The following is a 23,878-nucleotide window of genomic DNA, read 5'->3' on the forward strand; positions in this document are numbered from 1 at the left end:
ATGCCGAGAACAGCGCCAATTATCGGCTGCTCTGCAAAGCGCAGTGCGCGCCGGGCTTATGCCGCTGGCGTATCAGGCTTGGGCTCGGCACGTAGCTTGCCCTCGGCATCCAGGTCATGCGCCGGCGGCAAGGTGTCGCTCACAGGCTCCTCCGATTCAAAGCGCTCGGCACCGGGCATCTCCCATTCCATCGCCACGGCGGTGACGTTGTCGCTGGTGGCACCGGCCTTGCGCAGTGCGGCATCGATCAGATCGGGGATGGCACGCGAGACCGACTTGTTGGCCAGCTCGCGGGCAATCACGGTCTCGGAGACACTGCTCCACAGGCCATCGGAGCAAAGCATGATGCGGTCGCTGCGGTGCATCTCGGTGGGGCCGGCCACATCAAAGAAGGGGCGCGAGGGGCTGCCCAGGCAAGTGAACAACACATTGCGGTTGAAGCGCTCAGGACTGATGCTGGTGACGCCAGAGCCGCGCAGCTCCATGTACGAGTGGTCCCGCGTGCGGGCCATCACCTTGCCATTGCGCACCAGATACAGGCGCGAGTCGCCGCAATGCACCCACCAGATATTGCCATCCTGCACCACCGAGGCCACCAAGGTCGTGCGGGGCGGGTCATCCATGCTGTTGGCAATGGCGTACTTCAGGATATTGTGGTGCGCCGAGAGCAGCGCGTTCTCGAGGAACTCGGCCGGATCCTCCAGCTTGGGGCGCGCCAGGCGCTGAAAATCCAGCGACACGGTCTGCAGGGCCAGTTGGGCGGCCACCTCTCCCTCGGGGTGCCCTCCCATGCCATCGGCCACGACAAACAGACAGGCTTCCTTGGTATAGCTATACCCCATCCTGTCTTCGTTTTTTTCCCGCCCTCCCTTGCGGCTGAGCTGGAAGACCGAGAACTTCATTTGGTTTGGCCTCCGCCCACGCGCTTTTTGGTATCGCTGACCAGCGAATCTATCGACATACGAACCTTCTCGGAGACTGTCAGTTTGGTATAGCGGCGCTCATCCTCACGCGCCAGTTCTTTTTGCAACAGGAACACCGACTGCGGCCGGGCTTGCGGGTCGAGGGCCATGCACCACTCCACCAGCTCAATCAGATTGTCCGAATAAACGCCGCGCACCTTGGACATCGCCAAGCCGAGACGGTCTTTCTCCTGGCGCTTGGGTGCATCATTGGGCGGAATGCCCTGCATGCAGGCATAGATGCAGGCGCCAATCGCGTAGATATCGGTCCAGGGGCCCAAGGACATGTCACGGCGGTACATCTCGGGGGCGGCAAAGCCGGGCGTGTACATGGGGCGGACAAAGTTGCCCTCCTTGCTCAGTACTTCGCGGGCGGCGCCAAAATCGATCATCACCGCCTTGTTGTCGTCGGTGATGAAGATGTTGGCCGGCTTGATATCGAGGTGCAGCATCTTGTGCTGGTGCACGATGCGCAGACCGCGCAGCACCTCGTCAAACAAGGAGCGGATGGTGGACTCGCGGAAGACCTTGGCCTCCTTCAGATCGCGCGCCGTGACGACAAAATCCTGCAAGGTGGCCCCTTGCAGATAGTTCATCACCATGTAGACGGTGTCGTTTTCTCGAAAGAAGTTGTAAACACTGACAACGGAGGAATGCGAGATCTGGGCCAGCGCGCGGCCTTCTTCGAAGAAGCTCTTTAGACCCAAACGGTACAGCGACAGCTTGTCGGGCTCGATGCTGGGCGACAGCGAACCGGGCGCCCGCGTGGCCAGGCTGGACGGCAGATACTCCTTGATCGCCACTTGCTGGCCATCAGGCGAAAACGCCAGATAGACCACCCCGAACCCCCCCGCCGATATGCGCCGCACGATCCGGTAGCCACCGATGACGGTATTGGCTGGTAGCGGCGCTGGCTTTACTTTTGACATAGTTTGATGAACAACGCAGGTATATGAGAAGCCTGATAATGAGCGCGATTGCAAGCAACCTCATACAGTCCTATGCCAGTTTACAGCATGACAGGCTATGCCTCTGTCCAGCAAAGCATCCCACCTGACGGTGACAACCATGCTCCCTCCCTCTGGCGCGTCGGACTGGAAATTCGCTCGGTTAACAGCCGATTTCTCGATTTATCTTTTAAGCTTCCGGAAGACCTCAGAAGCTGCGAACCACAGTTACGCTCTCTTGTAGATAATAGTCTGAAGCGCGGCAAGGTGGAAGTACGGCTGTTGGTCAACAGCGAACAAGCGTCCAGCGTGCCCGTCGCATCGCCCCGTCTGCTGCAGCAGCTGGGCAGCTTCCAGGACACCGTCAAGGCTTGGTTGCCCGCGGCGCAAGCCTTCTCTGTGGCAGAAGTACTACGCCTGAGCGGCAGTGGCAGCATCGAGCTGCCCGACAACTGGGCCGAGCGCGTGTCTGCCTTGTGCCAAGAAGCCCTCAAGACCCTGCTCGACGCCCGCCAACGCGAAGGCAAGCGCTTGGCCGACATGCTGCAAGACCGCGTCAAGCAGTTGCGCCAACTGGCCGACCAGGCCGAGCCGCTGATCCCCGAACTCGTCAAACAGCAAAAGCAGCGCTTTTTGGAACGCTGGCAGGAAGCGATGGCGCTGAGCGCCGGCAGCGTCTCGCCCGAGGCCGCCCAAGACCGCGCACTGACCGAAGCGACCTCGTTTGCGATCCGCATCGATGTAGCCGAAGAAGTCACCCGCCTGCGTTCGCACCTGGAAGAAATCAGCCGCCTGCTCAGCAAGGGCGGCGACATCGGCAAGCGCCTGGATTTCCTGATCCAGGAGCTGCACCGCGAGGCCAACACCCTGGGCTCCAAATCTGCTGCGCTCGACCTGACCCGCATCAGCGTGGACATGAAGGTCCTGATCGAGCAGATGCGCGAGCAAGTGCAAAACATCGAATAAGAAGAAGACCCCCATGGAATACCCCGGAAATCTCTTCGTCGTCTCGGCCCCCAGTGGCGCGGGCAAGTCCTCCCTCGTCAAGGCACTGCTGGAGCTCGATTCACAGGTCTTTCGCTCCATCTCCCACACCACCCGCTCCCCGCGTGGCCAGGAAAAGCATGGCCGCGAATACTACTTCGCCTCGCGCGACGACTTCGAGCGCATGATTGGCTCCCATTCGTTTGTCGAATGGGCCAATGTGCATGGCAACCTCTACGGCACGTCGAAGAAAGCGATTGAAGAGCGCCTGGCCAAGGGCACCGATATCGTGCTGGAGATCGACTACCAGGGCGCTTTGCAGATCAAGCAAAGTTTTCCCCATGCCGTGCTGATCTTCATCCTGCCGCCCAGCTGGGAAGAGCTGCGCTCGCGCCTGGAAAACCGTGGCGAGGATGCCTCGGACGTCATCGAAAAGCGCCTGAAAAACGCGCGCGACGAGATGGCGCAGGTCCACAAATTCGACTTCGTTATAATTAACGAATTGTTCGAACGCGCTTTGTTCGATTTGAAGGCCGTTGTACATTCACAACGTTTGCGCTATTCGGCCCAAAAACGCGTTCGCAGCGAAATATTTTCGTCACTCGACATCCCCGTCACCCTGGAGAACTCCTAATGGCCCGCATCACCGTTGAAGACTGCCTCGACAAAATCCCTAACCGCTTCCAACTGGTTCTGGCCGCTACCTACCGCGCCCGTATGCTGAGCCAAGGCCACACCCCAAAAATCGACAGCCGCAACAAGCCTGCTGTCACCGCGCTGCGCGAAATCGCTGCCGGCAAGGTGGGTCTGGAAATGCTGAAAAAAGTGCCAGGCTAATTCCCTGTCCGCGCTCCGAATGGCACCGAATATCGGTGCCATTTTTCTTGGTATTCACACAAATTTGTCATCGCAGGCTACAGTTAAGGCGTGAAGTCCGTGTCCATCCCCTCCGCTCCTGCCCAAGTCTCTGGCGTCATCGCTACCGCCGCAGCCAAGCCTGCTATGTCTTATCCGGTGGTGGTGAGTGCCTACGCCGAATTTCTGGAAAAGCTCGACTACCTCGGTGAGGCCGATCTGGCCCTGGTGGAAGAGGCCTTCGATTTCGCTGCCAAGGCCCACACCGGTCAGTTCCGCAGCAGTGGCGACCCCTATATCACCCACCCGATTGCAGTCGCAGAGATCTGCGCCAGCTGGAAGCTCGACGCCCAGGCGTTGATGGCCGCGCTGATGCATGACGCGATGGAAGACTGCGGCGTCACCCGCGATGACATTGCGCTCCAGTTTGGCGATACGGTGGCCGAGCTGGTTGATGGCCTGACCAAGCTGGACAAGCTGCACTTCAACTCACGTGAAGAGAACCAGGCCGAGTCCTTCCGCAAGATGCTGCTGGCCATGGCCCGCGATGTGCGCGTGATCCTTGTCAAGCTGGCCGACCGCACCCACAACATGCGCACCATGTCCGACATGCCGCGCAGCAAGTGGGGCCGCATCTCGACCGAGACCATGGACATCCATGTGCCCATTGCCAACCGCCTGGGCATCAACCGCGTCTACCGCGAGCTGCAGGATCTGGCTTTCAAGCACCTCTATCCCTGGCGCCATGACACGCTCGTCAAGGCGCTGAGCCGTTCGCGCAATCGCCGCAAGGATGTCGTCCAGAAGATCCATGCCGAGGTGGACTCGGCCTTTGCCAAGTCCGGCATCAAGATCCGCCTGGGCAACCAGGAAAAAACGCTCTACGCGCTCTACAAGAAGATGGATGGCAAGCGCCTGTCGTTTGCCCAGGTGACCGACTCCTACGCAGTGCGCGTGATCGTGCCCAACCTGATTGACTGCTATACCGCGCTGGGTGTGCTGCACCAGGTGTTCCGCCCGGTGCCCTCCAAATTCCGCGACTACATCGCCAACCCCAAGTCGAACGGCTACCAGTCGCTGCACACCACCTTGGTCGGCCCTTCGGGTGTGAGCATGGATTTCCAGATCCGCACCGAGGACATGAACCTGGTCGATGAGTACGGCGTGCTCACGCACTGGATGATCCAGGCGCGCTCCATCCCGGGTGGCGAGCAGTTGGGCAACAAATGGGTGCAGTCGCTGCTCGATATCCAGGACGAGACCCATGATGCGCATGAGTTCTGGGACAACGTGCGGGTGGACCTGTTCCCCGACTCGGTCTATGTGTTCACACCCAAGAACCAGATGCTCACCCTGCCCCGTGGCGCCACGGTGCTGGACTTTGCCTACGCGATCCACAGCAATGTGGGCGAGCGCACGCAAGGCGCACGCATCAACAACGAGCAGGTGCCGCTGAGCACGGTGCTCAAAAGCGGCGATGTGGTCGAGATCTCCACCTCGCCCGATGCCGCGCCCCATCCGTCCTGGCTCACGATTGTGCGTACGGGCCGGGCCAAATCCAAGATCCGCTACTACCTCAAGACCCAGGGCCAGAACGAAACCGCCGCATTGGGCGAGCGCCTGCTGCTGCAGGCCATGCGGGCCGAAGGCATCTCGCAGCTGCCCGAGGACAAGACCGTCTGGGAGAGCCTGCTGACCCGCTTGGACGCGCGCAACAAGGTCGAGCTGTTCAACGACATTGGCCAGGGCAAACGCATTGCGGTGTTTGCCGCCAAGCAAGTGGTCGATCTGCTGGCCGAACAAGGCCAACGCCCCGACGCGGTGCTGCTGAGCCAGGAACGCTTCAAGACTGGCAGCAGCACCGCCACCGCTGCGCTGCTGCTCGATGGCTCACCCAACGCCGCCGTCAAATACGCCAAGTGCTGCCGCCCGGTACCTGGCGACCCGATTGCCGCCCACCTCGACCGCAATGCCGGCCTGGTGGTGCACAACGCGCAGTGCGCCGTCTGCAAGCGCCTGCTGGCCAAGGATGCCGAGCATTTTGTCGATGTGGAATGGGCCGATGAACCGGCCAGCGATTTCGATACCGGCGTGGTCGTCACCATCAACAACGGCAAGGGCGTGCTGGGCAAGATTGCTGCAGAGATCGCCGCGATGGGCTCGGACATCACCCACATCACGATGGACGACGAAGTGGCCATGGACACGATGGCGCTGCGCTTTGTGCTGACGGTCAAAGACCGTGCGCAGGTGGATCTGCTGCTGCGCCAGCTGGTCAAGCTGCCCTATGTGCTGCGTGCGCACCGGGTGCTGCCGGTCGCTTGATGTCCGTCCACTAACCAGCGGGACACCGCCCAAACCACAGCGCGCCTCCATGGCGCGCTTTTGTTTTGAGAACGGGCTAGGTCAGGATGTCCCCAACTCCGGGTATTGCACATCCAGCACCTCCAGCACCCGCACCCCGCCCGGCGTCGGCAGCTGCACCTCATCACCAATGCGGGCCTTCAGCAGCGCCCGCGCAATGGGGGCCACCCAGCTCACCTGGCCGCGGCTGGCATCGGCCTCGTCAATGCCCATGATGGTGATCGACTCCTCGCTGCCATGCTGGTCGCAGTACTGCACCGTGGCGCCAAAGTACACCTGGTCGCTGCCATGGTGGACGCCCGGGTCCACCACCTCGGCCGCTTCCATGCGCTTGGTCAGAAAGCGGATGCGCCGGTCAATCTCGCGCAGGCGCTTCTTGCCATACAGGTAGTCGCCGTTTTCCGAGCGGTCGCCATTGCTCGCAGCCCAGTGCACTACCTCCACCACCTTGGGCCGCTCGTCGTCGATCAGCTGCAGCAGTTCCTGCTCCAGCGCGCGGTAGCCACTGGGCGTGATGTAGTTCTTGCCGCCGGCAATCTTGGGCAGTTGCGGCAGATCGTCATCGTCGTCGTTGTCTGTCTCTTTGGTAAAGGCCTTGTTCATCCTGCTATTTAAACAAAGATTGGGAATGCATCCCGCCAGAACGGAAAAGCCTGCCATCGCTGATAGCAGGCTGGGTGCATGGGGCAGAACAAGACTTAGACCGCCTGGCCCACATGGGCCTGCGCGGCGCCACCCAGCTCCGGCGGGTGGGTGACGATGCTGCGCAGTTCGGGCCGGGGCTGGGCCAAGGCTGCCAGATCGGGGCGGGGGCGGGCAAAGTCAGCGTTGTGCAGGCCCAGCTTTTCGACCGCTGCCGCCATCGCCAGCAGGCGGCCGTCCTGGTGCAGCGGGCCAATCATCTGCAGGCCAAAAGGCATGCCTGCCTCATCACGGCCGCAGGGCAGCGACAGCGCAGGGTTGGTCGCCAGGGTCACCACATAGGTCAGGCTCAGCCATTCGTAGTAGTTGCGCTGGGCCTTGCCATCCACCTCTTGCGCATAAAGCTGCGTCCAGGGGAAGGGCGACAGCGGCGTCACCGGCGCCAGCACCAGGTCGTATTGTTCAAAGCTGCGCTGGAACATGCGCTGGATACGGGTCTGCGCCAGGTGCGCCCAGGCCCGGTCGCCCAGGCTGATGCTGGCTGCCATCTCCACATTGGCCAGCACATTGGGGCCCAGGGTCTCGGGGGCCGTGCGGTAGATATCGGCAAAGGCCGCAACAAAGCTTTCGGCGCGGATGATGTCAAAGCAGCGGTGCGCCTCTTCCAGGTTCCAGGGCAAGGCCTCCATACAGGCCACCTCACCGGCCAGCGCCTGCACCCGTTGGCGGAAGGCACGGCGCACTACCGGGTCGACTGCGCAGGTGCCAAAGTCTTCGGTGTAGGCCACGCGCAGGCCGCGCAGGTCCATCTCCGGCACGGGCCAGACGGGGGCATGGCTCACACCCATGCTCAGCGGGTCCATCGGGTGCGGGCCCATGCTCGCCTGCATCATCAGCGCGGTATCGGCCACATCACGGCCCATGGGGCCCAGCACCGAGATGGCCGACCAGCCCAGCGGCCGGTCATCATTGGCAATCAAGCCCGGCGAGGGGCGCAGGCCGACCACGCCGCAGAGCGCCGCCGGAATGCGCAGCGAGCCGCCGGTGTCCGAGCCGGTGCAAAGCGGAAACATATCGGTCGCCAGCGCCGCCGCCGAGCCGCCCGAGGAGCCCCCTGCATTCAGATCCGGATTGAAAGGGTTGCCCGTGGCGCCCCAGACCGGGTTGCGGCTGTTGGCCCCCGCACCCATGTCAGGCGTATTGGTCTTGGCCGTGACGATTGCGCCTTGGCCGCGCAGCCGGGCCACGAAGGCATTGTCTTTGACGGGCACATGGGCGCGCAGCCGCACATTGCCGCTGGTGGTCAGCAGGCCTTCGGTGGCCTGCAGGTCCTTCACACCCAAGGGCAGGCCATGCAGCAGCGGCAGCTGGCTGCGCCGACCCACCTGCGCTTCTGCCAGTTGGGCAGCGCTGCGGGCGCGCTCAAAATCGGTGGCGCAGAGCGCATTCACCGCCGGGTTGATGGCCTGCATGCGGGCAATGCAATCATCCAGCAGTTCGACCGGCGAGATCTGCCGGCTCTGGATCAGGCTGCGCAGCTCGACTGCGCTGTGTTCTACCAAACTCATTGCGTGGCCAATCCCAGTTTGTCGATCAAAGGCTTCCAGACGGCGATGTCGCGCTCGGCAAAACCCAGCACATCGGCAGGCTGGCTGCGCATCAGGGTCACGCCCATCTTGTCCATGCTGTTGGCATAGACCGGGTCGCTGTAGCACTGGTTGGTGGCATCGTTCAACGCCTTGATCACCTCAGGCGGCGTGCCTTTCTTGGCCACCACGGCAATCCAGGAAGGACGCGCCAGCACCGCCGGCCCACCGGCCTCGGCAATGGTCGGCACATCGGGCAGCACCGGCGAGCGCTGGCCGGCAAAAATTGCCAGCGGCACCAGCTTGCCCGCCTTGACCTGGGGCGCTGCGGTGTTCAGCACCAGGGTCATCGCCTGGATCTGCTGGCCCATCAGGGCCGTCAGGCCCGCGCTCTCGCCCACAAAGGGCACATGGGTAGCGGGCCAGTGCATCGCATCGGTCAGCGCCGTGGTCAGCAAATGCGCGGGGCTGCCCTTGCCGGGTGAGCCAAAGTTCAGCCCGCCCGCCTGGGACTTGGCCACTTTCTCCAGATCCGCCAGCTTGTTCACGCCCACGCCCGCCGGCACCACCAGCACCAGCGGGGACGAGCCAATCATCGCCACACCAGCAAAGTCCTTCAGCGGGTCATAGGGCATCTGCGAGTGAACATAGGGCGTGATCGTCATCTGCGACATGCCGATCGTCATCGCAAACGAGCCATCCGCTGGCTGGCCCTTGAGGTAGTTGATGGCCAGGATGCCATTGGCCCCCGCCTTGTTCTGCACCACCACCGGTCGCCCCATCAGCCGCCCGGTACATTCGCCCCAGGCGCGCGTCATCGCATCCGAGCCGCTGCCCGGCGGCTGCTGCGCGATCACTTGCAAGGGGTTCTGGGCGGCGGCGCCGAGTGCCCAGGCCGAAAGGCCGCAGGCAAGGATAGATGCTCTGATCAAGGGGTCACCTCGGGACTAAAGGATTGAAGAAGCAGGGACAGCTGCTGCAGTTGCAGCTCCATCGCAGCAGGGCTGGAAAAAGGCGCCAGCACGCCCATGCCGCGCAGGCAGGACAGCACCAGCTGAAAGCGCGCCACCGCATCGGGCGCATCGGCCCACTCGGGAAAACTGCGGACCATGCGCAGCTGCAATTTGTCGTTGATGAGCGCGCGCTCGGCCTGGATATGCGCCACCATGGCCGCGTCGGCGCGTACCGCCAGGTAGGCCTCCCAGGCCACCGCAAAGCGCGGCTGGCCATAAAGCCGTTGCCAGGCCTCGTGTACAAAGTGGTCGGCGCGCCGCTGCAAGGGCCAGCGCGGTGATGGCCAGAAGCTGTCGTCGGTATCGATCTTCTGCACCAGCCGCTGAATGATCTGCAGCATCAGTGCGGCCTTGGATGGGAAGTGGTGCTGCACCGCACCGGTCGTCATGCCTGCGCTACGCGCCACCTCGTGCATGGACAGGCCTGCGAGCCCCTTGGCTTCCATCAATGCCAGCGCAGCATCCATCAGCCGCTCGCGCGTCTGTTCGCTTTTTATTTGGTGCAGATTGGGCACAACGGGTCTCCTGAAATACATTATGCGTGTAATGCAATTTGCGAGAAATCCGGGTTTGGCCTAGGGCGGCGTTGCCCAACACGCAGCGCGCTTTGCACTGAGAAAGCACTTGGGCGCGCATGCCGGGCCCAGCGCCCTGTTTCAGAAAAGCGCCGTCAGCACCGCCAGCTCTGCCAGAAACGCCTGCATCTGCGGGCTGGCCTCTTCGCCCGGCCCCAGCAAGCCATGCTTGTGCGCCAGCTGCCGAAACACCGACGCCGCCGCCAACTGCGGCAGCGCGGCAGCACCCTCTCCCCCTTCCCCGACATCGCTCAGGTTGTCATGGGCCACTTCAATCATGCGAACTCCTCTCTTCTTGTGGGCAGTCAACGCAGCGCGCCGTGGGCAGCTGCTGGATGAAGACATCCGCTATTTCTTCCGCAAGCCTTAGCCCGTTTATGGACGAAACTGTATAAATATACAGTATTTTCTATGTCGCCATCGGAGGCACTAGGGTGAGCACTATCACCACTTTCAGGGATTGACACCGGCCTGCTCACGCAGCACATTTAAATGTCAACATATGTAAAAAGCTTGTGAAGGTGTACAGCATGGCCATGAACCATTTTTTATGTGCGGGAGCGTTTGCAGCATTGGCCTCTGTAGGAGTGCACCACAGCGCACATGCACAGGCATTTACAGAAGCTTTTAACGACATCAGTACCCTGGCCGGTAGCGGATGGGTAACGAGCAATGCCAGCCAGGGGGTCGGGTCCACCGGCTGGTTTCAAGGCAATCCCGTCTCTGCAAGTGGTCCATTTGACGCACAAAGCGGTGCTACCAATGCGTATATCGCAGCCAACTTCAACAACACTGGCAATGTCGGCACGATCAGCAACTGGCTGATTACACCCAATCGAACTGTGCGCAATGGCGATGTGCTGACCTTTTACACAAGAAAGGCATCACCGGACAATTATGCCGATCGCCTCGAAGTGCGCCTCAGCACGAATGGGGCCAGCACAAATGTCGGCAGTGGCAGTACCGTGGGTGATTTCACGACGCTACTGACCAGCATCAACCCGACCCTGGTCTTGGGTGTATATCCCACCACCTGGACGCAGTACACCGTCACTGTTTCAGGGCTGCCAGCCCCTACCTCCTCGCGCATGGCCTTCCGTTACTTCGTCACCAATGGCGGCTTGTCCGGAACGAACTCAGATTACATCGGCATCGACACTGTGAGCTATACGCCCTATGCCTGCCCTCCTGTCATGCCTACGCCTGCGGGCGCCCTTGCTGGAGGCAGCGTGGGTCAAAGCTACAGCACCACACTCAGCCAGAGTGGCGCGCTGGGCGCGCCAAACTTTGCCGTGACCTCGGGGGCACTGCCACCAGGTTTGACACTGTCGAGCAGCGGCACCATTTCCGGCACCCCGACATCCGTGGCAGCTGCCAATTTCACGGTCACAGTGAACGATGCGAGCGGCTGTTCGGGCTCCCAGCCCTATTCCATCACTGTGGAACAGGGATCGCAATCCATCAGCTTCCCATCGCAAAGCCCTGCCAGCCAGCCGTTCGTACCTGGTGCCTCCTTCGCGATCAACCCGCTGGCCTCGGCTAGCTCGGGTTTGGCCGTGAGCTATGGCAGCAGCACCCCAGCGGTGTGCACAGTGGTGGGCAGCGATGTTTCCATCAACGGTGGCGGAATCTGCTCACTCGTCGCACAGCAAGCCGGCGATGTGAACTACACAGCTGCGCCGTCCCAATCGCAGAGCGTCACGATTGGCAAGGCAGCGCAGACCATCGCCTTCAGCTCCTTCATCCCCGCCAATGCCAAGGTAGGCGGCAGCTATACCGTTTCCGCCGATGGTGGAGCCTCCGGCAATCCGGTTAGCTTCTCAGTCGACAGCGGTAGCCTCTCGGTCTGCAGCATCAGCGGCACTTTGGTCTCCTTCAATGCCGCCGGCAACTGCAGCATCAACGCGAACCAGCTGGGCAATGCCAACTACAGCGATGCCACCCAGGTGCAACAGATGGTCTCCATCGGCCAAGGCGGATCGGGCATCAGCATCAGCTCCAGCCAGAACCCCTCGCAGCCCGGTCAGGCCGTGACATTCACGGTGTCGGTGGCCTTCGATCCCAACAAGAGTGCTGCGCTGCAAGCAAAGGCTGCACCGGTGCCCACGGGAACGGTCGAGATCCTGGACGGCGCCACATCGCTGGGGAGCGCGGCACTCGTGAATGGCGTAGCCACCATCACGGCCACACCGCCTGCCACGGCGGGGACACATAGCCTCGTTGCCAGCTACAGCGGCGATGCCAACTACCCAGCCGCCCAGAGCGAAGCCTTTATCCAATCCGTCGCGGCAGCGGTACCAACGGCGGTGCCTACGCTGTCTGCATGGGCGGCACTCAGCTTGTCCGCCGTGCTGGCACTTGTCGGACTCACTGTAGTCCGCAGACGCCCTGGTGCATAAGCGCAGCAAGCCACCCCAACAGGGTGGCTTTTTTTGGCAGCCATCGCTTTACCACTTCGACCCCCTCTGACCATTTTTATCCGGAACCTCCCATGCACACATCACTTCACATGTTGCGGCGCGCATCGCTTTTGGTCATCGCGCTTTTGTGTACTGCCTTTGCCCATGCAGCCACACTGACGACCACGTATAGCGCGGGCAATAACCATCGAGGCAACATGTTCGATGTCATGGCCAACCAGGCCATCGCCATTACGCAGTTCGATATGTCGCCGATGGGCAATACGAACTATGAAATCTACTACCGCGTCGGCACCTGGGTAGGCCATGCCAATTCGCCTGGTGACTGGACCTTGCTGCAAACAGGACCGGTATCGGCAAATGTGTCAGGTACAGGGGTACCGGTAGCCCTGGACACCCCCTTGAGCCTGCTTGCCAATGAGACATATGCGTTCTACATCACGTCCACATTAACCAATGTCAGCTTGAACTACAGCAATGGCAGCAACGTGGGAGCGCTTTTTGCGTCAGACAGCGTGCTGTCGTTCTTTGAGGGAGGTGGCATGGAATACCCCTTCACAGCCGGCACCGGAGCGGTGTACCAACCTCGGGTCTGGAACGGTGCCATTCACTACCAAATCGTGGGTGCCGCCAGCCGCCTGGCCGTCAAAACACCTGCCACCGCCACCCAAGGCACGGCGCTCGACTTCAGCGTGACCGCCGTCGATGCCCAGGGCTACCATGTACCGAGCTACACGGGTACAGTGCAATTTTCCAGCTCAGATGCGGCTGCAGCGCTGCCCGCCAGTGCGGCATTGTTGAACGGCCAAGGCACCTTCTCGGCAACCTTCTTGGCAACCGGTACACAAACTATCGTGGCTACGGATACCGCCACACCCAGCATCGTCGGCACGTCAAACAATACGCTGGTTGCAGCAGCGCCAGTTCCTGATGCACCATCCATCACCTCGGCCGTTGCAGGCAATGCAGAGGTAGAGCTGAGCTGGTCCGTACCTGCGGACAATGGTTCGGCCATCACGGAATATGTCGTGACGGGTCTGCCTCAGGGAAGCTGCACATCCGTGTCGACGAGCTGCCTGATCACCGGTCTGACCAACGGCACCCCCTACACCTTCACGGTGGTGGCCAAGAATCTGGGCGGCGGCAGCGCCCCATCGGCTGCCAGCATTGCCGTCACCCCCAGCGCTGATTTGCTCTTTGCGGGCGCAGGCCCCACCATTGTTCTGGCCCAGGGTGCTATCGGCCAGAACTACAACACGCCGATCCTGGTGAGTGGCGGCCTGCCACCTTACAGCTTCGCGCTGAGCGGTAACCTGCCGGCAGGCCTCAGCCTCAACGCCAACACCGGCGTGATCAGCGGAACGCCTACAACGGCGCAGACGGAAGCGTTCAGCATCACCGTCATGGACAGCGTAGAGGTGCAGCAGTCCTTTAATAAGGCCGCGGCTGTCCATACCGCAACGCAGAGCTTCAGCATCACCATCACGGCAGCCCCCGTGGCAGCAACGCCAACGCCGGTTCCTAGCTTGGGCACCTGGGGCCTGCTGGCGCTGTCGGCCTTGCTGGCACTGCTGGGCATGACGCGGGGCCGTGGCCGGTTCAAGGCCTAGTCTCGCTGAGCGCTCCCTCCGGTCTGGAGACTGGGCATCGCCCCAGCGCTCCAGGCCAGCGCAACCCGCGCACCCTCAAAATTTTTCAGCATGCTGGGAATAATCCCGGCATGCCATCCGTCTACAGAGGTGTTCCTCCACCCAACTCTGAAAGATGGTCGCCATGAAAAAACCTTACGCCTCCCTCGTCGCCCTGTCCTTGGCCGCCCTGCTGGCCCCATTGGCCCAGGCCGAACCTGCGGCCAAAATGGCCAATGGCATGCTGGTGAATGCCAGCGGCATGACGCTCTACACCTTTGACAAGGATGTGGCCGGCAGCAACAAGAGCATGTGCAATGGCCCCTGCATCGCGCTGTGGCCAGCCGTCGTGGCACCTGCCGATGCCAAGCCCGAAGGCGACTACTCGGTCGTCACCCGTGACGACGGCAGCAAGCAATGGGCCTACAAGGGCAAGCCGCTCTATACCTATACTGCGGACAAGAAGGCCGGCGACGCCATGGGCGACAACTTCAAGGACGTCTGGCACGTCATCAAGTAAGCGCCGGCCTGCTGACACCACCCCCACCCACTGACCCAGGCTGCAGCCCCTATGCGCGCACAGGACGAAGCGGAGATTGTGGCCTGCATCCCCAGCCTGCGGCGCTATGCGCGTGGGCTGGTCTCCGACCCCGACCGGGCCGATGACCTGGTGCAGGACACCCTGGAGCGCGCCTGGTCGCGCTTTTCCCTGTGGCAAAAGCGCAATGAGCTGCGGGCCTGGATGTTCGGCATCATGCACAACCATTTCATCGACCGCATCCGCGCCCAGCGCAGCCGGCCAGAGGACAGCGCGGGCGATGACCTGCCCGAGCTGCCCCAGCGCGCCCAGCAGACCGATGCGCTGGAAGTGCGTGACCTCGACCGCCTGCTGCAGCGTCTGCCGCCCGAGCAGCGCGAGGTGCTGCTGTTGGTCAGCGTCGAAGAGCTGAGCTACCAGGAAGTGGCACAGATCACCGGCGTGCCGCTGGGCACCGTGATGTCGCGGCTCTCGCGGGCACGCGCCCGGCTGCGCGATGAAATGGCTGGCCAGACGCAGGACAAAGTCAGCAGCGCAGCGCAAAGAATCCAACGGGTGAAGTGACCATGGACCAGCCCCCTCTCAAAACCTTGGACGCCAGTCCGACACCGCCGGTGACCGAAGCTGATCTGCATGCCTATGTGGACCGGCAATTGCCTAGCGCACGCCACCTCCAGGTGGAGCAATACCTGCAAGACCACCCGGAAGAGCGCGCCCGTGTGCAGGATTGGCAGCAGCAAAATGCGCGCCTGCGCGAGATGCTGGCACCGGTGATGGATGAGCCCTTGCCAATGGGCCTGCCCCTGCGCCCCACGCACAGCAGCCTGCCCTGGCGCAGCCTGGCTGCCGGCTTGCTGGTTGCCGTGGTCAGCGCGGGTGCCGCCTGGTCGATCCGTGGCGCGGTCGATGCCAAGGCCATCCAGCTCGCGATGGCCGGCCAGCCCGCAGCCCACACCCCTCTATCCGCCCATCCCCAGCTGCTGCCCGCCAGCGGCAGCGCCCTGAGCGGCTTTGCCCAGCGCGCCGCCATTGCCCATGTGGTCTACAGCCCCGATGTGCGGCGCCCGGTCGAAATTGGCGCCGAGCAAGAGCAGGCCCTGGTCACCTGGCTGACCAAGCGCATGGGCACCCCTGTGCGCCCTCCTCCTCTCAATGCCCTCGGCTACCGGCTGATTGGCGGCCGCCTGCTGCCCGGTGACAGCGGGCCGGTGGCGCAGTTCATGTACGAGACCGAAGCTGGTCTGCGCCTGACCTTGTATGTCACCCGCGAGGTGAACACCCAGAACGATGTGCAGTTCAAGTTCGGCCAGGACGGGCCCGTCAACGTGTTTTATTGGGTCGAGAACCATCTGGGTTATGCCATCTCGGCAGGTGCGGACCGGGCGGAGCTGATGCGCGTCTCGCAGGCCGTCTACCAGCATCTGCAGCAAGACTGAATCTGCCGCCGCATCGCGGCCCCCTTGTCATCTATTGGAAGCCCTACACACCATGCCAAAGCCCCAGCCACTCCGCCTCCACCTCGCCTCTCTGCTGACCTGCCTCTGTGTTGCGGCACTGGGCAGCGCCCATGCGGCCGATACCATCAACGTCTACGGCCCGGGCGGCCCGGCACCGGCGATGAAGGAGGCCGCCAAAGCCTTTGGCGAGGCCCAGCATGTCAGCGTCAACGTCACGGCCGGGCCCACCGGCCAGTGGCTGGACAAGGCCAAGGCCGATGCACATGTGGTATTCAGCGGCGCCGAGAACATGATGAGCGACTTTGCCAAGGCCATGCCCGGCGTCTTCGATCTTCAGAAGGCCGAGCCCATGTACCTGCGCCCCGTAGCCATCCTGGTGCGGCCGGGCAACCCCAAAAACATCCAAGGCTTTCGCGATGTACTCGCACCTGGCATCAAGGTGCTGGCGGTAGCCGGTGCGGGCCAGAATGGTTTGTGGGAGGACGTGGCCGGGCGCACCGGCGACATCCAGGTGCTGCGCGCCTTTCGCCGCAACCTCCTGCTGCCCGAAGCCGGCAACAGCGCAGAAGCGCGCCAGCGCTGGATCGCCCAGCCCGATATCGATGTCTGGCTGATCTGGAATATCTGGCAGGTCGCCAACCCCAATCTGGCGCAGTTGGTCGAGATGGATGAGCCCTTCCGCATCTACCGCGACACCGGCATTGTGCTCAGCCACCAGGGTGAGAAAAATGCGCAGGCCCAGGCCTTTGTGCAGTACCTGCAGTCGCCCGCCGGCCAGGCCATCTTTGCCAAATGGGGCTGGCAGACACCGGCTGCTGGCACTGCCAAATAAGGCCTGCTGACTGGGCCGCCTAAGCCCTCTCTACAACGCCTGGCATGATCGCCAGCGAGACTAGCGGCTGGCGATCACACCTGGGCGCTCAGCTGTAATAAAGCCGCTTCCCTTGCGGGCAGCGCATGCAAGAGGTCTGTGGGACTGGGAGTGAGCCGCATGCGCGCGGCATGAAACCGAATCAATCGCCCAGCGGCTTGGCATGCTGCATAGCAGCCAGCCGGCGGTACTTCTCAAAAGTCTTGCTGATATCGGTGGAGACCGAAGGCACATAGCGCTTCGCTTTCTCGCCGCGATGGGCCACCAGCGGACGAGTCGGCATGGTCAGCATCGGAAATGATGGCTGGTTTTGCATACGCAACTCCTTTCACATAAGACTTGTTAATCGATTCAGTCAATGATTTAAGAATGTAAGCCTTGCTTGCGCAAAGTCAAGAAGGGGATACAGCCATGCCTTGTCATGCTTGTAATTAATTGCAAACTGGACCACAGCTCCGCACCGCCGCTGGGACAAGAATTTGCAGCGGCCTCCATCGGCCTTCAGACAGCCACCGTCTGGAAACGCCTGTCAACACGTGTCCAAAACGCCTTCTTTCAGCGCGCGGCATCGCCAAACCACGGGGACATCCAAGCATTGGTTGGCGATCCCTCAGGCGCCGCCTTGAGACCATCCCAGGTTAGGAATTGCTGACAATCAATTTCAATAATTTCATACAGAATCCATCTTTTCAAGAACGAAGCCGGGCTTTTTCCCTGCGGTTTTCCTTGCGTGATTGGAGGTTCTGCATGCCAGCGCTTATTCAGATTCGGTCGCCCCATTCCCCGTCTCCCAGACCGCTGAAACTGGGCAAAGGCCAGACCTTGTTTGGCCGTGGGCTGGGCTGCAGCTTGTGCCTGGATAGCCAAGGGGTCAGCAGAGACCATGGCGCCTTCAGCTACTACATAGGGGTATTGGTGGTCGAGGACCACGACAGCACCAATGGCATCTTTGTCAACGGTACCAAGGTCAAGCGCCAGGTGCTGTACACGGGGGACAGGGTCAAGGTCGGGCCGGTCGAGATCTACATCCAAAAGGGCTCAGCAGCCTCCGGGGCAGACTTCAGGTCAGCTACATCGGCGCCTCAAACGCCAAAGTAAATCAGCAGGTGGCAGTCGTTTTATTTCTGCGACTGCTCGCAAAGAAGCGCCGTTGAAGTTGCTCCGTTTTCTAAATCCTGATAATAATAATTACGATTAGCCACATTTGTGGTTTTTATTAACGATTAGCCACAGCAAGCTGTGCGCAGCTTCAAGGCACGCATCTGCGGCACGAATGGGTTTATCCATGAAGTCGATTTTGGAACAGGCACGGGGTCACTATCGGAAGGGCATCAGCGCCTTGTTATTGGCAAGTGCAGCAGGTCCCAGTCTTGCGCAGCAGTATGTGTTTGCCCCGAGTTCCTCAGAGGGCATCAACGGCTGGGTGGCAGGCTGGATGAGCAATCGCCCGCCGGGCACGCTTACCCAGGATTGGTATCCAGGATCGTCTGAAGGCAGTGTCGGAGCCACTCCCGTTTCTGGCCCCACCCATGACAGCACGTTCCTGTCCAATACTGGTGCACAGCGCTTTGGCACGGATTTAAGCGCCAACCCTGACCCCACCTATCCAGACTTTCAAGTCATATCCGGACTGACAGCGAGCAGCGCCTCTGCGGCCATGATCGCCCAGCAGTACATCGAGTTCCCTTTCAGCACCGGAACCATGCAGTATGCGGATGCAACTGCATCGGCTGCGCTGTTCTATGTCAACGGCATATTTACGGCAAAACGCTGGAACCTGAACGCCAACGCGCACCCCCGAGCCTTTGGCTATGCCGCCTACGTCGTGGATGCTGGCGGCAATCCCGTCGGTGGGCTGCTGCAGCAAATTGACGATGTCAGCACAGTGGCCGGCACAGATTTTCAAATGGTCCGCGCGCCCGACGGCCCAGGCCCTGGTGTCGCCCTGCAACCCGGCACCCCTTACGCCCTGCGCTTCTACCTGTACCGCACGCCGGCCAACTCCGATGGGCGCGCATCCTGGGATGACACCTTGTTCACGATGAGCCGCCAAACCTTGGCGGAAATCATCGTGAGCGCCAGCACCGTGTCTGCCACGCCCAATGGTGCCCAGAACGACTACAGCTACAGCTACAGCTTCAACGTCTACAACAACGGGCCCGATGCCACCCGAGCCGTCGTATCCGATCCCTTGCCCACGGTAGCCAACGGCGCCACCGCCAACTGGTCCTGTACCTTGCAGCCGTCCGGCACACCCTGCACCACAGCCACAGGCAGCGGTCCCATCAGCGCGGTGGTCCAAGCTTTGAATTCTGGCGACACCGCCGTCTACACCGTGCGCTGGACCGGCCCTGGCGTCACGGCTGCCAGCACGCACACGGTCTCCGCATTGCCTGAAGCAGGCAGCCCCCCGGACCCCATCAGCACCAACAACGCTGCGGATCTCTCGCTCGCGCCTGCGACGATCACGGCGGTGGACGATGTGGTGAGCTTGACCACCAATACCTCCAGCGCTGCGACGCCCGTCAGCAGCAATGACAGCAGCAGCGGTGGCGTGGTGGACCCGGACACGGTCACCCTCGTCACGCCACCCGCTGCTGGCAGCGTCAGCTGCGATGCGGGCGTTTGCACCTATGTGCCGCCTGCCGCTGGGCTGACCACGCCGGTGAGCTACCAGTACAACATCTGCCTGGCAGCGCCTAACCAGGCGGTATGCGCGACGGCCACCGTGCGCATATCAGCACCACAGCCCAATGCCGTGGCGACAACGCCCACACCGGTACCGACACTGGGGGCATACAGTCTCTCGTTGCTGGCACTGCTGCTGGGCGGGTTGGGACTGCGCCAGCGCCGCCAGCTCCAAGCACGTTGATGGCAGGGACGCGGGGCGCTCAACGCGAGCCACGCTACAGCGCCAGCAGCACGCCAAAGCCCAGCAGCAAACCGCCAAAGGCGCGGTCAATCCAGTGCCGTGCCGCCAGCAGCCGGCCGCGCACCGCGCCGGCTGAAAAGCACAAGGCCACCAGGCTGAACCAGGCGATATGCGCCAGCGAGATAAAGGCGCCATAGCCGAGCTGCACGGCCAATGGCGTCTGTGGCTGCACCACCTGCAAGAACAGGCTGACCATAAAGACGGTGGTCTTGGGGTTCAGCGCATTGGTCAAAAAACCGGTGCGCAGCGCCGCCCCATCGGACAAGGGCGCTGCTGCAGCCTCGGGCGCATCGCCTGCTGGCTGGGCGCGCAGCATCTTCAGGCCGAGGTAGACCAGGTATGCGGCACCGGCGAGCTTGATCGCATTGAAGAGCCACAGCGACTGCTGGATCAGCAGCCCCAGCCCCAGCAAGGTGTAGGCCACATGCACCAGCACTCCGAGGCCAATGCCCAAGGCGGTCAGCACGCCAGCGCGGCGCGACAGCAGCAGGCTGTTGCGCGTCACCATCGCAAAATCAGGGCCGGGGCTGATGACCGCAAGCAGGGTGATGGTGATAACAGCTAACAATTCGGTCATGGCGTATCCTGTGCAACATCCAAAAACAGCCTACATGGTGCCTGCTATGGAGCGCCTTGAAAAACGATGATTTCTGACAACCATGGTGAGTATGGCTCACCATCTACCGACAACCGCCTGCCTTCGCTGCTGGCACTGCGCTGCTTTGAGGCGGCCGCCCGGCTGGAGAACTTCAGCCGCGCCGCCGATGAGTTGCACCTGACTCATGGGGCCGTCAGCCGCGCGGTGCGCCTGCTGGAAGACGACCTGGGCCTGGCGCTGTTCGAGCGGCGCAGCCGGCGGGTGTTTCTGACCCCCGAGGGCCGCAGCCTGGCGCAGGCCGTCAGGCAAGGCTTGGATCTCATGCGCCAGGGCGTTGCCGATCTGCGCGCCCGCGCGCGCCAGCAGCGGCGCTGGGTGCTGTCCTGCGAGCCCACCTTGCTGATGCGCTGGCTGATCCCGCGCTGGCCGGGCTTCCAAGCCCGCCATCCAGGGCTGGAACTGCACCTGGTCGCCGGCGGCGGGCCCTTCTCCTTTGCCAGCGGCATTGATCTGGCCATTCGGCGCGACGACTTTGCCTGGCCCGCAGGCAGCCATGTGGAGCCGCTGTTCGCAGAACGCATCGGCCCGGTCTGCCGCCCGGACCAACAATCCGCCTGGTTCCGGCACAGCAAGCGCGGCGCGGCACTCCATGCCAAGGCACCAGCACTGCACACCCGCACGAGGCCCGGCGCATGGCAGGACTGGGCCGAGGCCAGCGGCCAACCCTTGCCGCCCGCCAGCGGGCAAAGCTTTGAGCATTTCTACTTCAGCCTGCAAGCCGCTGTTGCCGGCCTGGGCGTCGCCATCGGCCCCTGGCATCTGGTGCAGGACGACATCGCCAACGGCCTGCTGGTGGCACCGCTGGGCTTTGTGGATGATGGCTCGCAATACTGCCTGCTGTCGCCCGGACCGCTGCAAGCGGGCAGCGTGCAGGCTGATCTGCTGGCCTGGCTGCGGGCCATGGCCCTCACTAGCCCATAAACGCCGCCCCTTGCTGTGGCTCTGTCAACGATTCATTCCCATTCAAAAAAACAAGGGCCGCCAGACCCCTTAGCAAAAGCTTTGTCGTTTTTGCAAATTCGCTTGATTGAATAAGGCAATAAAAATCTCCAGGGTGATACCCACCTATCCACATCACTTCTGGAGATAAAGCATGCGCAAAGCACACACCGTCAAAGACAAGGTTGTCCTGATTGCAGGCGGAGGAAAAAACCTCGGCGGCCTGATCGCCCGTGACCTGGCAAGCCATGGCGCCAAAGCCGTCGCCATCCACTACAACAGCGCCGCCAGCCGTGATGAAGCCCTGGCCACGGTGGCCGCGGTAGAGCAGCTGGGCGCCAAGGCCATCGCCTTGCAAGGCAACCTGAGCAGCGCAGGCGCGGTGCAAAAATTGTTTGCCGACACCGTGGCAGCGTTGGGCCGCCCCGACATCGCCATCAACACCGTCGGCAAGGTGCTCAAAAAGCCGATGGCCGATATCTCCGAAGCAGAGTTTGACGAGATGTCCAATGCCAACAGCAAGGCGGCCTTCTTCTTTTTGAAGGAAGCGGGCCTGCAGCTCAACGACAACGGCAAGGTCGTCACCCTGGTCACCTCGCTGCTGGGCGCATTCACCCCGTTCTACTCGTCCTACGCCGGCACCAAGGCCCCGGTGGAGCACTACACGCGCGCAGCAGCCAAGGAGTTCGGCGCACGCGGCATCTCCGTCACCGCCGTGGGCCCCGGCCCGATGGACACCAACTTCTTCTACCCCGCAGAAGGCGCCGATGCCGTGGCCTACCACAAGACCGCCGCCGCGCTGTCCGGCTTCAGCAAGACCGGTTTGACCGATATTGAGGACGTCGTTCCCTTTATCCGCCACCTGGTCACCGATGGCTGGTGGATCACCGGCCAGACGATCCTGATCAACGGCGGCTACACCACCAAGTAAGGCCCTCCATGGGCCAGCTCCTGCAGCATGGCGCTGCGGGAGCGACGTTCTCCCAACACTTGAAAGTTTTGATATGCATGTATTGCTGGTGACCGCTGGCGGCCTGGTGCTGCTCGGGGTGTTTGTGCTGTTTGGCTGGCTGTGGGCGGCCAGCGCTACCGGCATGGTGGTAGCGGCCAAGCTGTTCATGCCGGTATGGCTGCTGATCGCCTGCACCAATATGTGGGTGGGCGTCACCCATGCCGGCTACAGCGTGCGCGATGAAGCACTGATCCTGCTCATCGTGCTGATGGTGCCGGTACTGCTGGCCACCTTCCTCACCCGCATCCTCTCGCAGGCCTGAACTTCTGCCGCCAACCCGAGGACTGCCATGCCTATCATCCCCGCCTTCTCCCACCCCTTGCTGCGCCAGCGCGACGGTCACCACGCCCGTGTGACCTATGAAGAGCTGTTCTTTGACCTGGTCTATGTGTTCGCCGTCACCCAGCTGAGCCATGAGCTGCTGCACCACTTGTCGTTCGGCGGCGTGGCACAGACCTTGGTGCTCTGGTTTGCCGTCTGGCTGGGCTGGCAGTACACCTGCTGGGTCACCAACTGGTTCGACCCCGAAACCACGCGCATCCGAAGCATGCTGTTTTGCAGCATGCTGCTGGCCTTGCTGATGGCCTCCAGCATTCCCGAGGCCTTTGGCGAGCGCGGGCTCGTCTTTGCACTGGCCTATGTCGCCATGCAGGTGGGGCGCACGGCCTTTGTCTGGTGCCAGCTGCCGGCCGGCCATGCGCTGGGCCAGAACTACCTGCGCATGCTCGGCTGGGTCTGCATCTCTGCGGTCTTCTGGATCGCGGGGGCACTGGCCGCGCCAGAGCTGCGCCTGCTGCTGTGGCTGCTGGCAGTGCTCTGCGAGTATGTGGCGCCGATGTTCGGCTTTGCGCTACCCGGCTTGGGCAGCAGCAAGACGCAGGACTGGACCATCGAGGGCGGCCATATGGCCGAGCGCTGTCAGCTGTTTGTCATCGTGGCGCTGGGCGAGACCTTGCTGGCCAGCGGCGCCAGCTTGGCCGACACGCCCGTCTGGGCCTGGGATGTGCTACTGGCCTTGGCTGCCACCTTTATCGGCACCTTGGCCATGTGGTGGCTGTACTTTGGCACCTCCAGCAAGGATGCAACCGCCGCCATCAGCCACGCCGAGGACCCAGGCAAGATCGCCGCCTATTTTCACTATGTGCATGCGATCCTGATCGCCGGCGTCATCGCCTCTGCCGTGGGCAACGACCTGGTTCTCGCCCATCCGCATTCACTGGCCACAGCGCCGCAGATCGCGATTCTGCTGGCCGGCCCTGCCATCTACCTGCTGGGCAGCGCCATCTACAAAAAGGTGGTGTATGGCGCGCTGCCCGCCTCACACTGGATTGGTGCCTTGCTGCTGCTGGCCCTGGTTCCCCTCAGCAGCTTGTGCAGCCTGCTGGTGCTGGGTTGGCTGACGACGGCGCTCATCCTGGGCGTAGCGTTTTGGGATACCTATGCGCCCAAGTCGTCCCGGCTGCCACCTCCGCCGTACCCCATGCAGCACTGACCT

At 62.2% G+C, this 23,878-nt stretch carries 25 protein-coding genes; 16 read left to right on the forward strand and 9 right to left on the reverse strand.

The genetic code is table 11. The features are described from left to right. Window positions 1–56: 56 nt before the first annotated feature. Window positions 57–902 (reverse strand): PP2C family protein-serine/threonine phosphatase, encoded by an 846-nt coding sequence (locus HS961_RS19400; RefSeq protein ID WP_182324808.1) that lies wholly within the window; start codon window positions 900–902, stop codon window positions 57–59. Beyond that, window positions 899–1,891 (reverse strand): serine/threonine protein kinase, encoded by a 993-nt coding sequence (locus HS961_RS19405; protein WP_182324810.1) that lies wholly within the window; start codon window positions 1,889–1,891, stop codon window positions 899–901. Before HS961_RS19405 ends, HS961_RS19400 begins: the two co-directional genes overlap by 4 nt. A 72-nt stretch (window positions 1,892–1,963) precedes the next feature. On the opposite strand from HS961_RS19405, the gene HS961_RS19410 reads away from it, so the two are divergent. The 4 genes from HS961_RS19410 (at window position 1,964) to HS961_RS19425 (ending at window position 6,073) form a co-directional block, all read left to right on the forward strand. Next, the gene (locus tag HS961_RS19410) at window positions 1,964–2,875 is read left to right on the forward strand and encodes a YicC/YloC family endoribonuclease (RefSeq protein WP_182324812.1); all 912 of its coding nucleotides are present in this window, start codon (window positions 1,964–1,966) and stop codon (window positions 2,873–2,875) included. Window positions 2,876–2,888: 13 nt separating this feature from the next. Next, complete coding sequence (gene gmk, locus HS961_RS19415) at window positions 2,889–3,527, forward strand: guanylate kinase (protein ID WP_182324814.1); 639 nt, start codon at window positions 2,889–2,891, stop codon at window positions 3,525–3,527. Next, the gene (rpoZ, locus tag HS961_RS19420) at window positions 3,527–3,730 is read left to right on the forward strand and encodes a DNA-directed RNA polymerase subunit omega (protein WP_182324816.1); all 204 of its coding nucleotides are present in this window, start codon (window positions 3,527–3,529) and stop codon (window positions 3,728–3,730) included. The genes gmk and rpoZ overlap by 1 nt, the downstream gene beginning before the upstream one ends. Window positions 3,731–3,895: 165 nt before the next feature. Then, on the forward strand, window positions 3,896–6,073 hold the full coding sequence (locus tag HS961_RS19425) for a RelA/SpoT family protein (RefSeq protein ID WP_182328344.1): 2,178 nt from the start codon (window positions 3,896–3,898) through the stop codon (window positions 6,071–6,073). Between the two features lie 81 nt (window positions 6,074–6,154). Here the strand turns inward: HS961_RS19425 and greB are convergent, their stop codons facing one another. The 5 genes from greB to HS961_RS19450 form a co-directional block, all read right to left on the reverse strand. Continuing rightward, a complete protein-coding gene (gene greB, locus HS961_RS19430; RefSeq protein ID WP_182324818.1) occupies window positions 6,155–6,715 on the reverse strand; it encodes a transcription elongation factor GreB in 561 nt (186 codons plus the stop codon). 95 nt (window positions 6,716–6,810) lie between these two features. Next, entirely contained in the window at window positions 6,811–8,322 is a 1,512-nt protein-coding gene (locus HS961_RS19435) for an amidase (RefSeq protein WP_182324820.1), read from the reverse strand. Further along, window positions 8,319–9,272 carry a Bug family tripartite tricarboxylate transporter substrate binding protein gene (locus tag HS961_RS19440; RefSeq protein ID WP_238347663.1) on the reverse strand — a complete coding sequence of 318 codons (954 nt, stop codon included), beginning with the start codon at window positions 9,270–9,272 and terminating at the stop codon, window positions 8,319–8,321. Before HS961_RS19440 ends, HS961_RS19435 begins: the two co-directional genes overlap by 4 nt. Then, window positions 9,269–9,868 (reverse strand): TetR/AcrR family transcriptional regulator, encoded by a 600-nt coding sequence (locus tag HS961_RS19445; RefSeq protein WP_182324822.1) that lies wholly within the window; start codon window positions 9,866–9,868, stop codon window positions 9,269–9,271. The genes HS961_RS19440 and HS961_RS19445 overlap by 4 nt, the downstream gene beginning before the upstream one ends. Window positions 9,869–10,009: 141 nt before the next feature. Next, entirely contained in the window at window positions 10,010–10,207 is a 198-nt protein-coding gene (locus tag HS961_RS19450) for a hypothetical protein (RefSeq protein ID WP_182324824.1), read from the reverse strand. Between the two features lie 251 nt (window positions 10,208–10,458). Here HS961_RS19450 and HS961_RS19455 point away from each other — a divergent pair, with 251 nt between their 5' ends. From HS961_RS19455 to HS961_RS19480, 6 genes are all read left to right on the forward strand, one after another. Continuing rightward, entirely contained in the window at window positions 10,459–12,327 is a 1,869-nt protein-coding gene (locus HS961_RS19455; RefSeq protein WP_182324826.1) for a choice-of-anchor J domain-containing protein, read from the forward strand. Window positions 12,328–12,545: 218 nt separating this feature from the next. Continuing rightward, window positions 12,546–13,958, forward strand: a complete 1,413-nt coding sequence (locus HS961_RS19460; protein ID WP_182324828.1) for a fibronectin type III domain-containing protein — start codon at window positions 12,546–12,548, stop codon at window positions 13,956–13,958. Window positions 13,959–14,121: 163 nt separating this feature from the next. Beyond that, window positions 14,122–14,496, forward strand: coding sequence for a hypothetical protein (locus tag HS961_RS19465; RefSeq protein WP_182324830.1), 375 nt, complete (start codon window positions 14,122–14,124; stop codon window positions 14,494–14,496). 51 nt (window positions 14,497–14,547) lie between these two features. Continuing rightward, the gene (locus HS961_RS19470; protein WP_182324832.1) at window positions 14,548–15,078 is read left to right on the forward strand and encodes an RNA polymerase sigma factor; all 531 of its coding nucleotides are present in this window, start codon (window positions 14,548–14,550) and stop codon (window positions 15,076–15,078) included. 2 nt (window positions 15,079–15,080) lie between these two features. Next, window positions 15,081–15,950, forward strand: coding sequence for an anti-sigma factor family protein (locus HS961_RS19475; protein WP_182324834.1), 870 nt, complete (start codon window positions 15,081–15,083; stop codon window positions 15,948–15,950). 52 nt (window positions 15,951–16,002) lie between these two features. Beyond that, the gene (locus tag HS961_RS19480) at window positions 16,003–16,803 is read left to right on the forward strand and encodes a substrate-binding domain-containing protein (protein ID WP_182324836.1); all 801 of its coding nucleotides are present in this window, start codon (window positions 16,003–16,005) and stop codon (window positions 16,801–16,803) included. 181 nt (window positions 16,804–16,984) lie between these two features. On the opposite strand, the gene HS961_RS19485 is transcribed toward HS961_RS19480, so the two are convergent. Beyond that, window positions 16,985–17,158 carry a hypothetical protein gene (locus HS961_RS19485; protein ID WP_166656424.1) on the reverse strand — a complete coding sequence of 58 codons (174 nt, stop codon included), beginning with the start codon at window positions 17,156–17,158 and terminating at the stop codon, window positions 16,985–16,987. 431 nt (window positions 17,159–17,589) lie between these two features. Here HS961_RS19485 and HS961_RS19490 point away from each other — a divergent pair, with 431 nt between their 5' ends. Further along, entirely contained in the window at window positions 17,590–17,940 is a 351-nt protein-coding gene (locus HS961_RS19490) for an FHA domain-containing protein (RefSeq protein WP_182324838.1), read from the forward strand. A gap of 337 nt (window positions 17,941–18,277) precedes the next feature. Continuing rightward, the gene (locus tag HS961_RS19495) at window positions 18,278–19,714 is read left to right on the forward strand and encodes an IPTL-CTERM sorting domain-containing protein (RefSeq protein WP_182324840.1); all 1,437 of its coding nucleotides are present in this window, start codon (window positions 18,278–18,280) and stop codon (window positions 19,712–19,714) included. Between the two features lie 34 nt (window positions 19,715–19,748). Here HS961_RS19495 and HS961_RS19500 read toward each other — a convergent pair whose 3' ends face one another. Then, window positions 19,749–20,351 (reverse strand): LysE family translocator, encoded by a 603-nt coding sequence (locus HS961_RS19500; protein WP_182324842.1) that lies wholly within the window; start codon window positions 20,349–20,351, stop codon window positions 19,749–19,751. A gap of 66 nt (window positions 20,352–20,417) precedes the next feature. Between HS961_RS19500 and HS961_RS19505 the strand changes: the two genes are divergently transcribed. The 4 genes from HS961_RS19505 (at window position 20,418) to HS961_RS19520 (ending at window position 23,875) form a co-directional block, all read left to right on the forward strand. Next, a complete protein-coding gene (locus HS961_RS19505) occupies window positions 20,418–21,353 on the forward strand; it encodes a LysR family transcriptional regulator (protein WP_182324844.1) in 936 nt (311 codons plus the stop codon). A gap of 172 nt (window positions 21,354–21,525) precedes the next feature. Next, entirely contained in the window at window positions 21,526–22,302 is a 777-nt protein-coding gene (locus HS961_RS19510; RefSeq protein WP_182324846.1) for an SDR family oxidoreductase, read from the forward strand. 73 nt (window positions 22,303–22,375) lie between these two features. Then, on the forward strand, window positions 22,376–22,645 hold the full coding sequence (locus tag HS961_RS19515) for a hypothetical protein (RefSeq protein WP_182324848.1): 270 nt from the start codon (window positions 22,376–22,378) through the stop codon (window positions 22,643–22,645). Window positions 22,646–22,672: 27 nt separating this feature from the next. Continuing rightward, complete coding sequence (locus tag HS961_RS19520) at window positions 22,673–23,875, forward strand: low temperature requirement protein A (protein ID WP_182324849.1); 1,203 nt, start codon at window positions 22,673–22,675, stop codon at window positions 23,873–23,875. Window positions 23,876–23,878: the final 3 nt, after the last annotated feature.

This window comes from Comamonas piscis, assembly GCF_014109725.1.
Taxonomy (GTDB): Bacteria; Pseudomonadota; Gammaproteobacteria; order Burkholderiales; family Burkholderiaceae_C; genus Comamonas; species Comamonas piscis.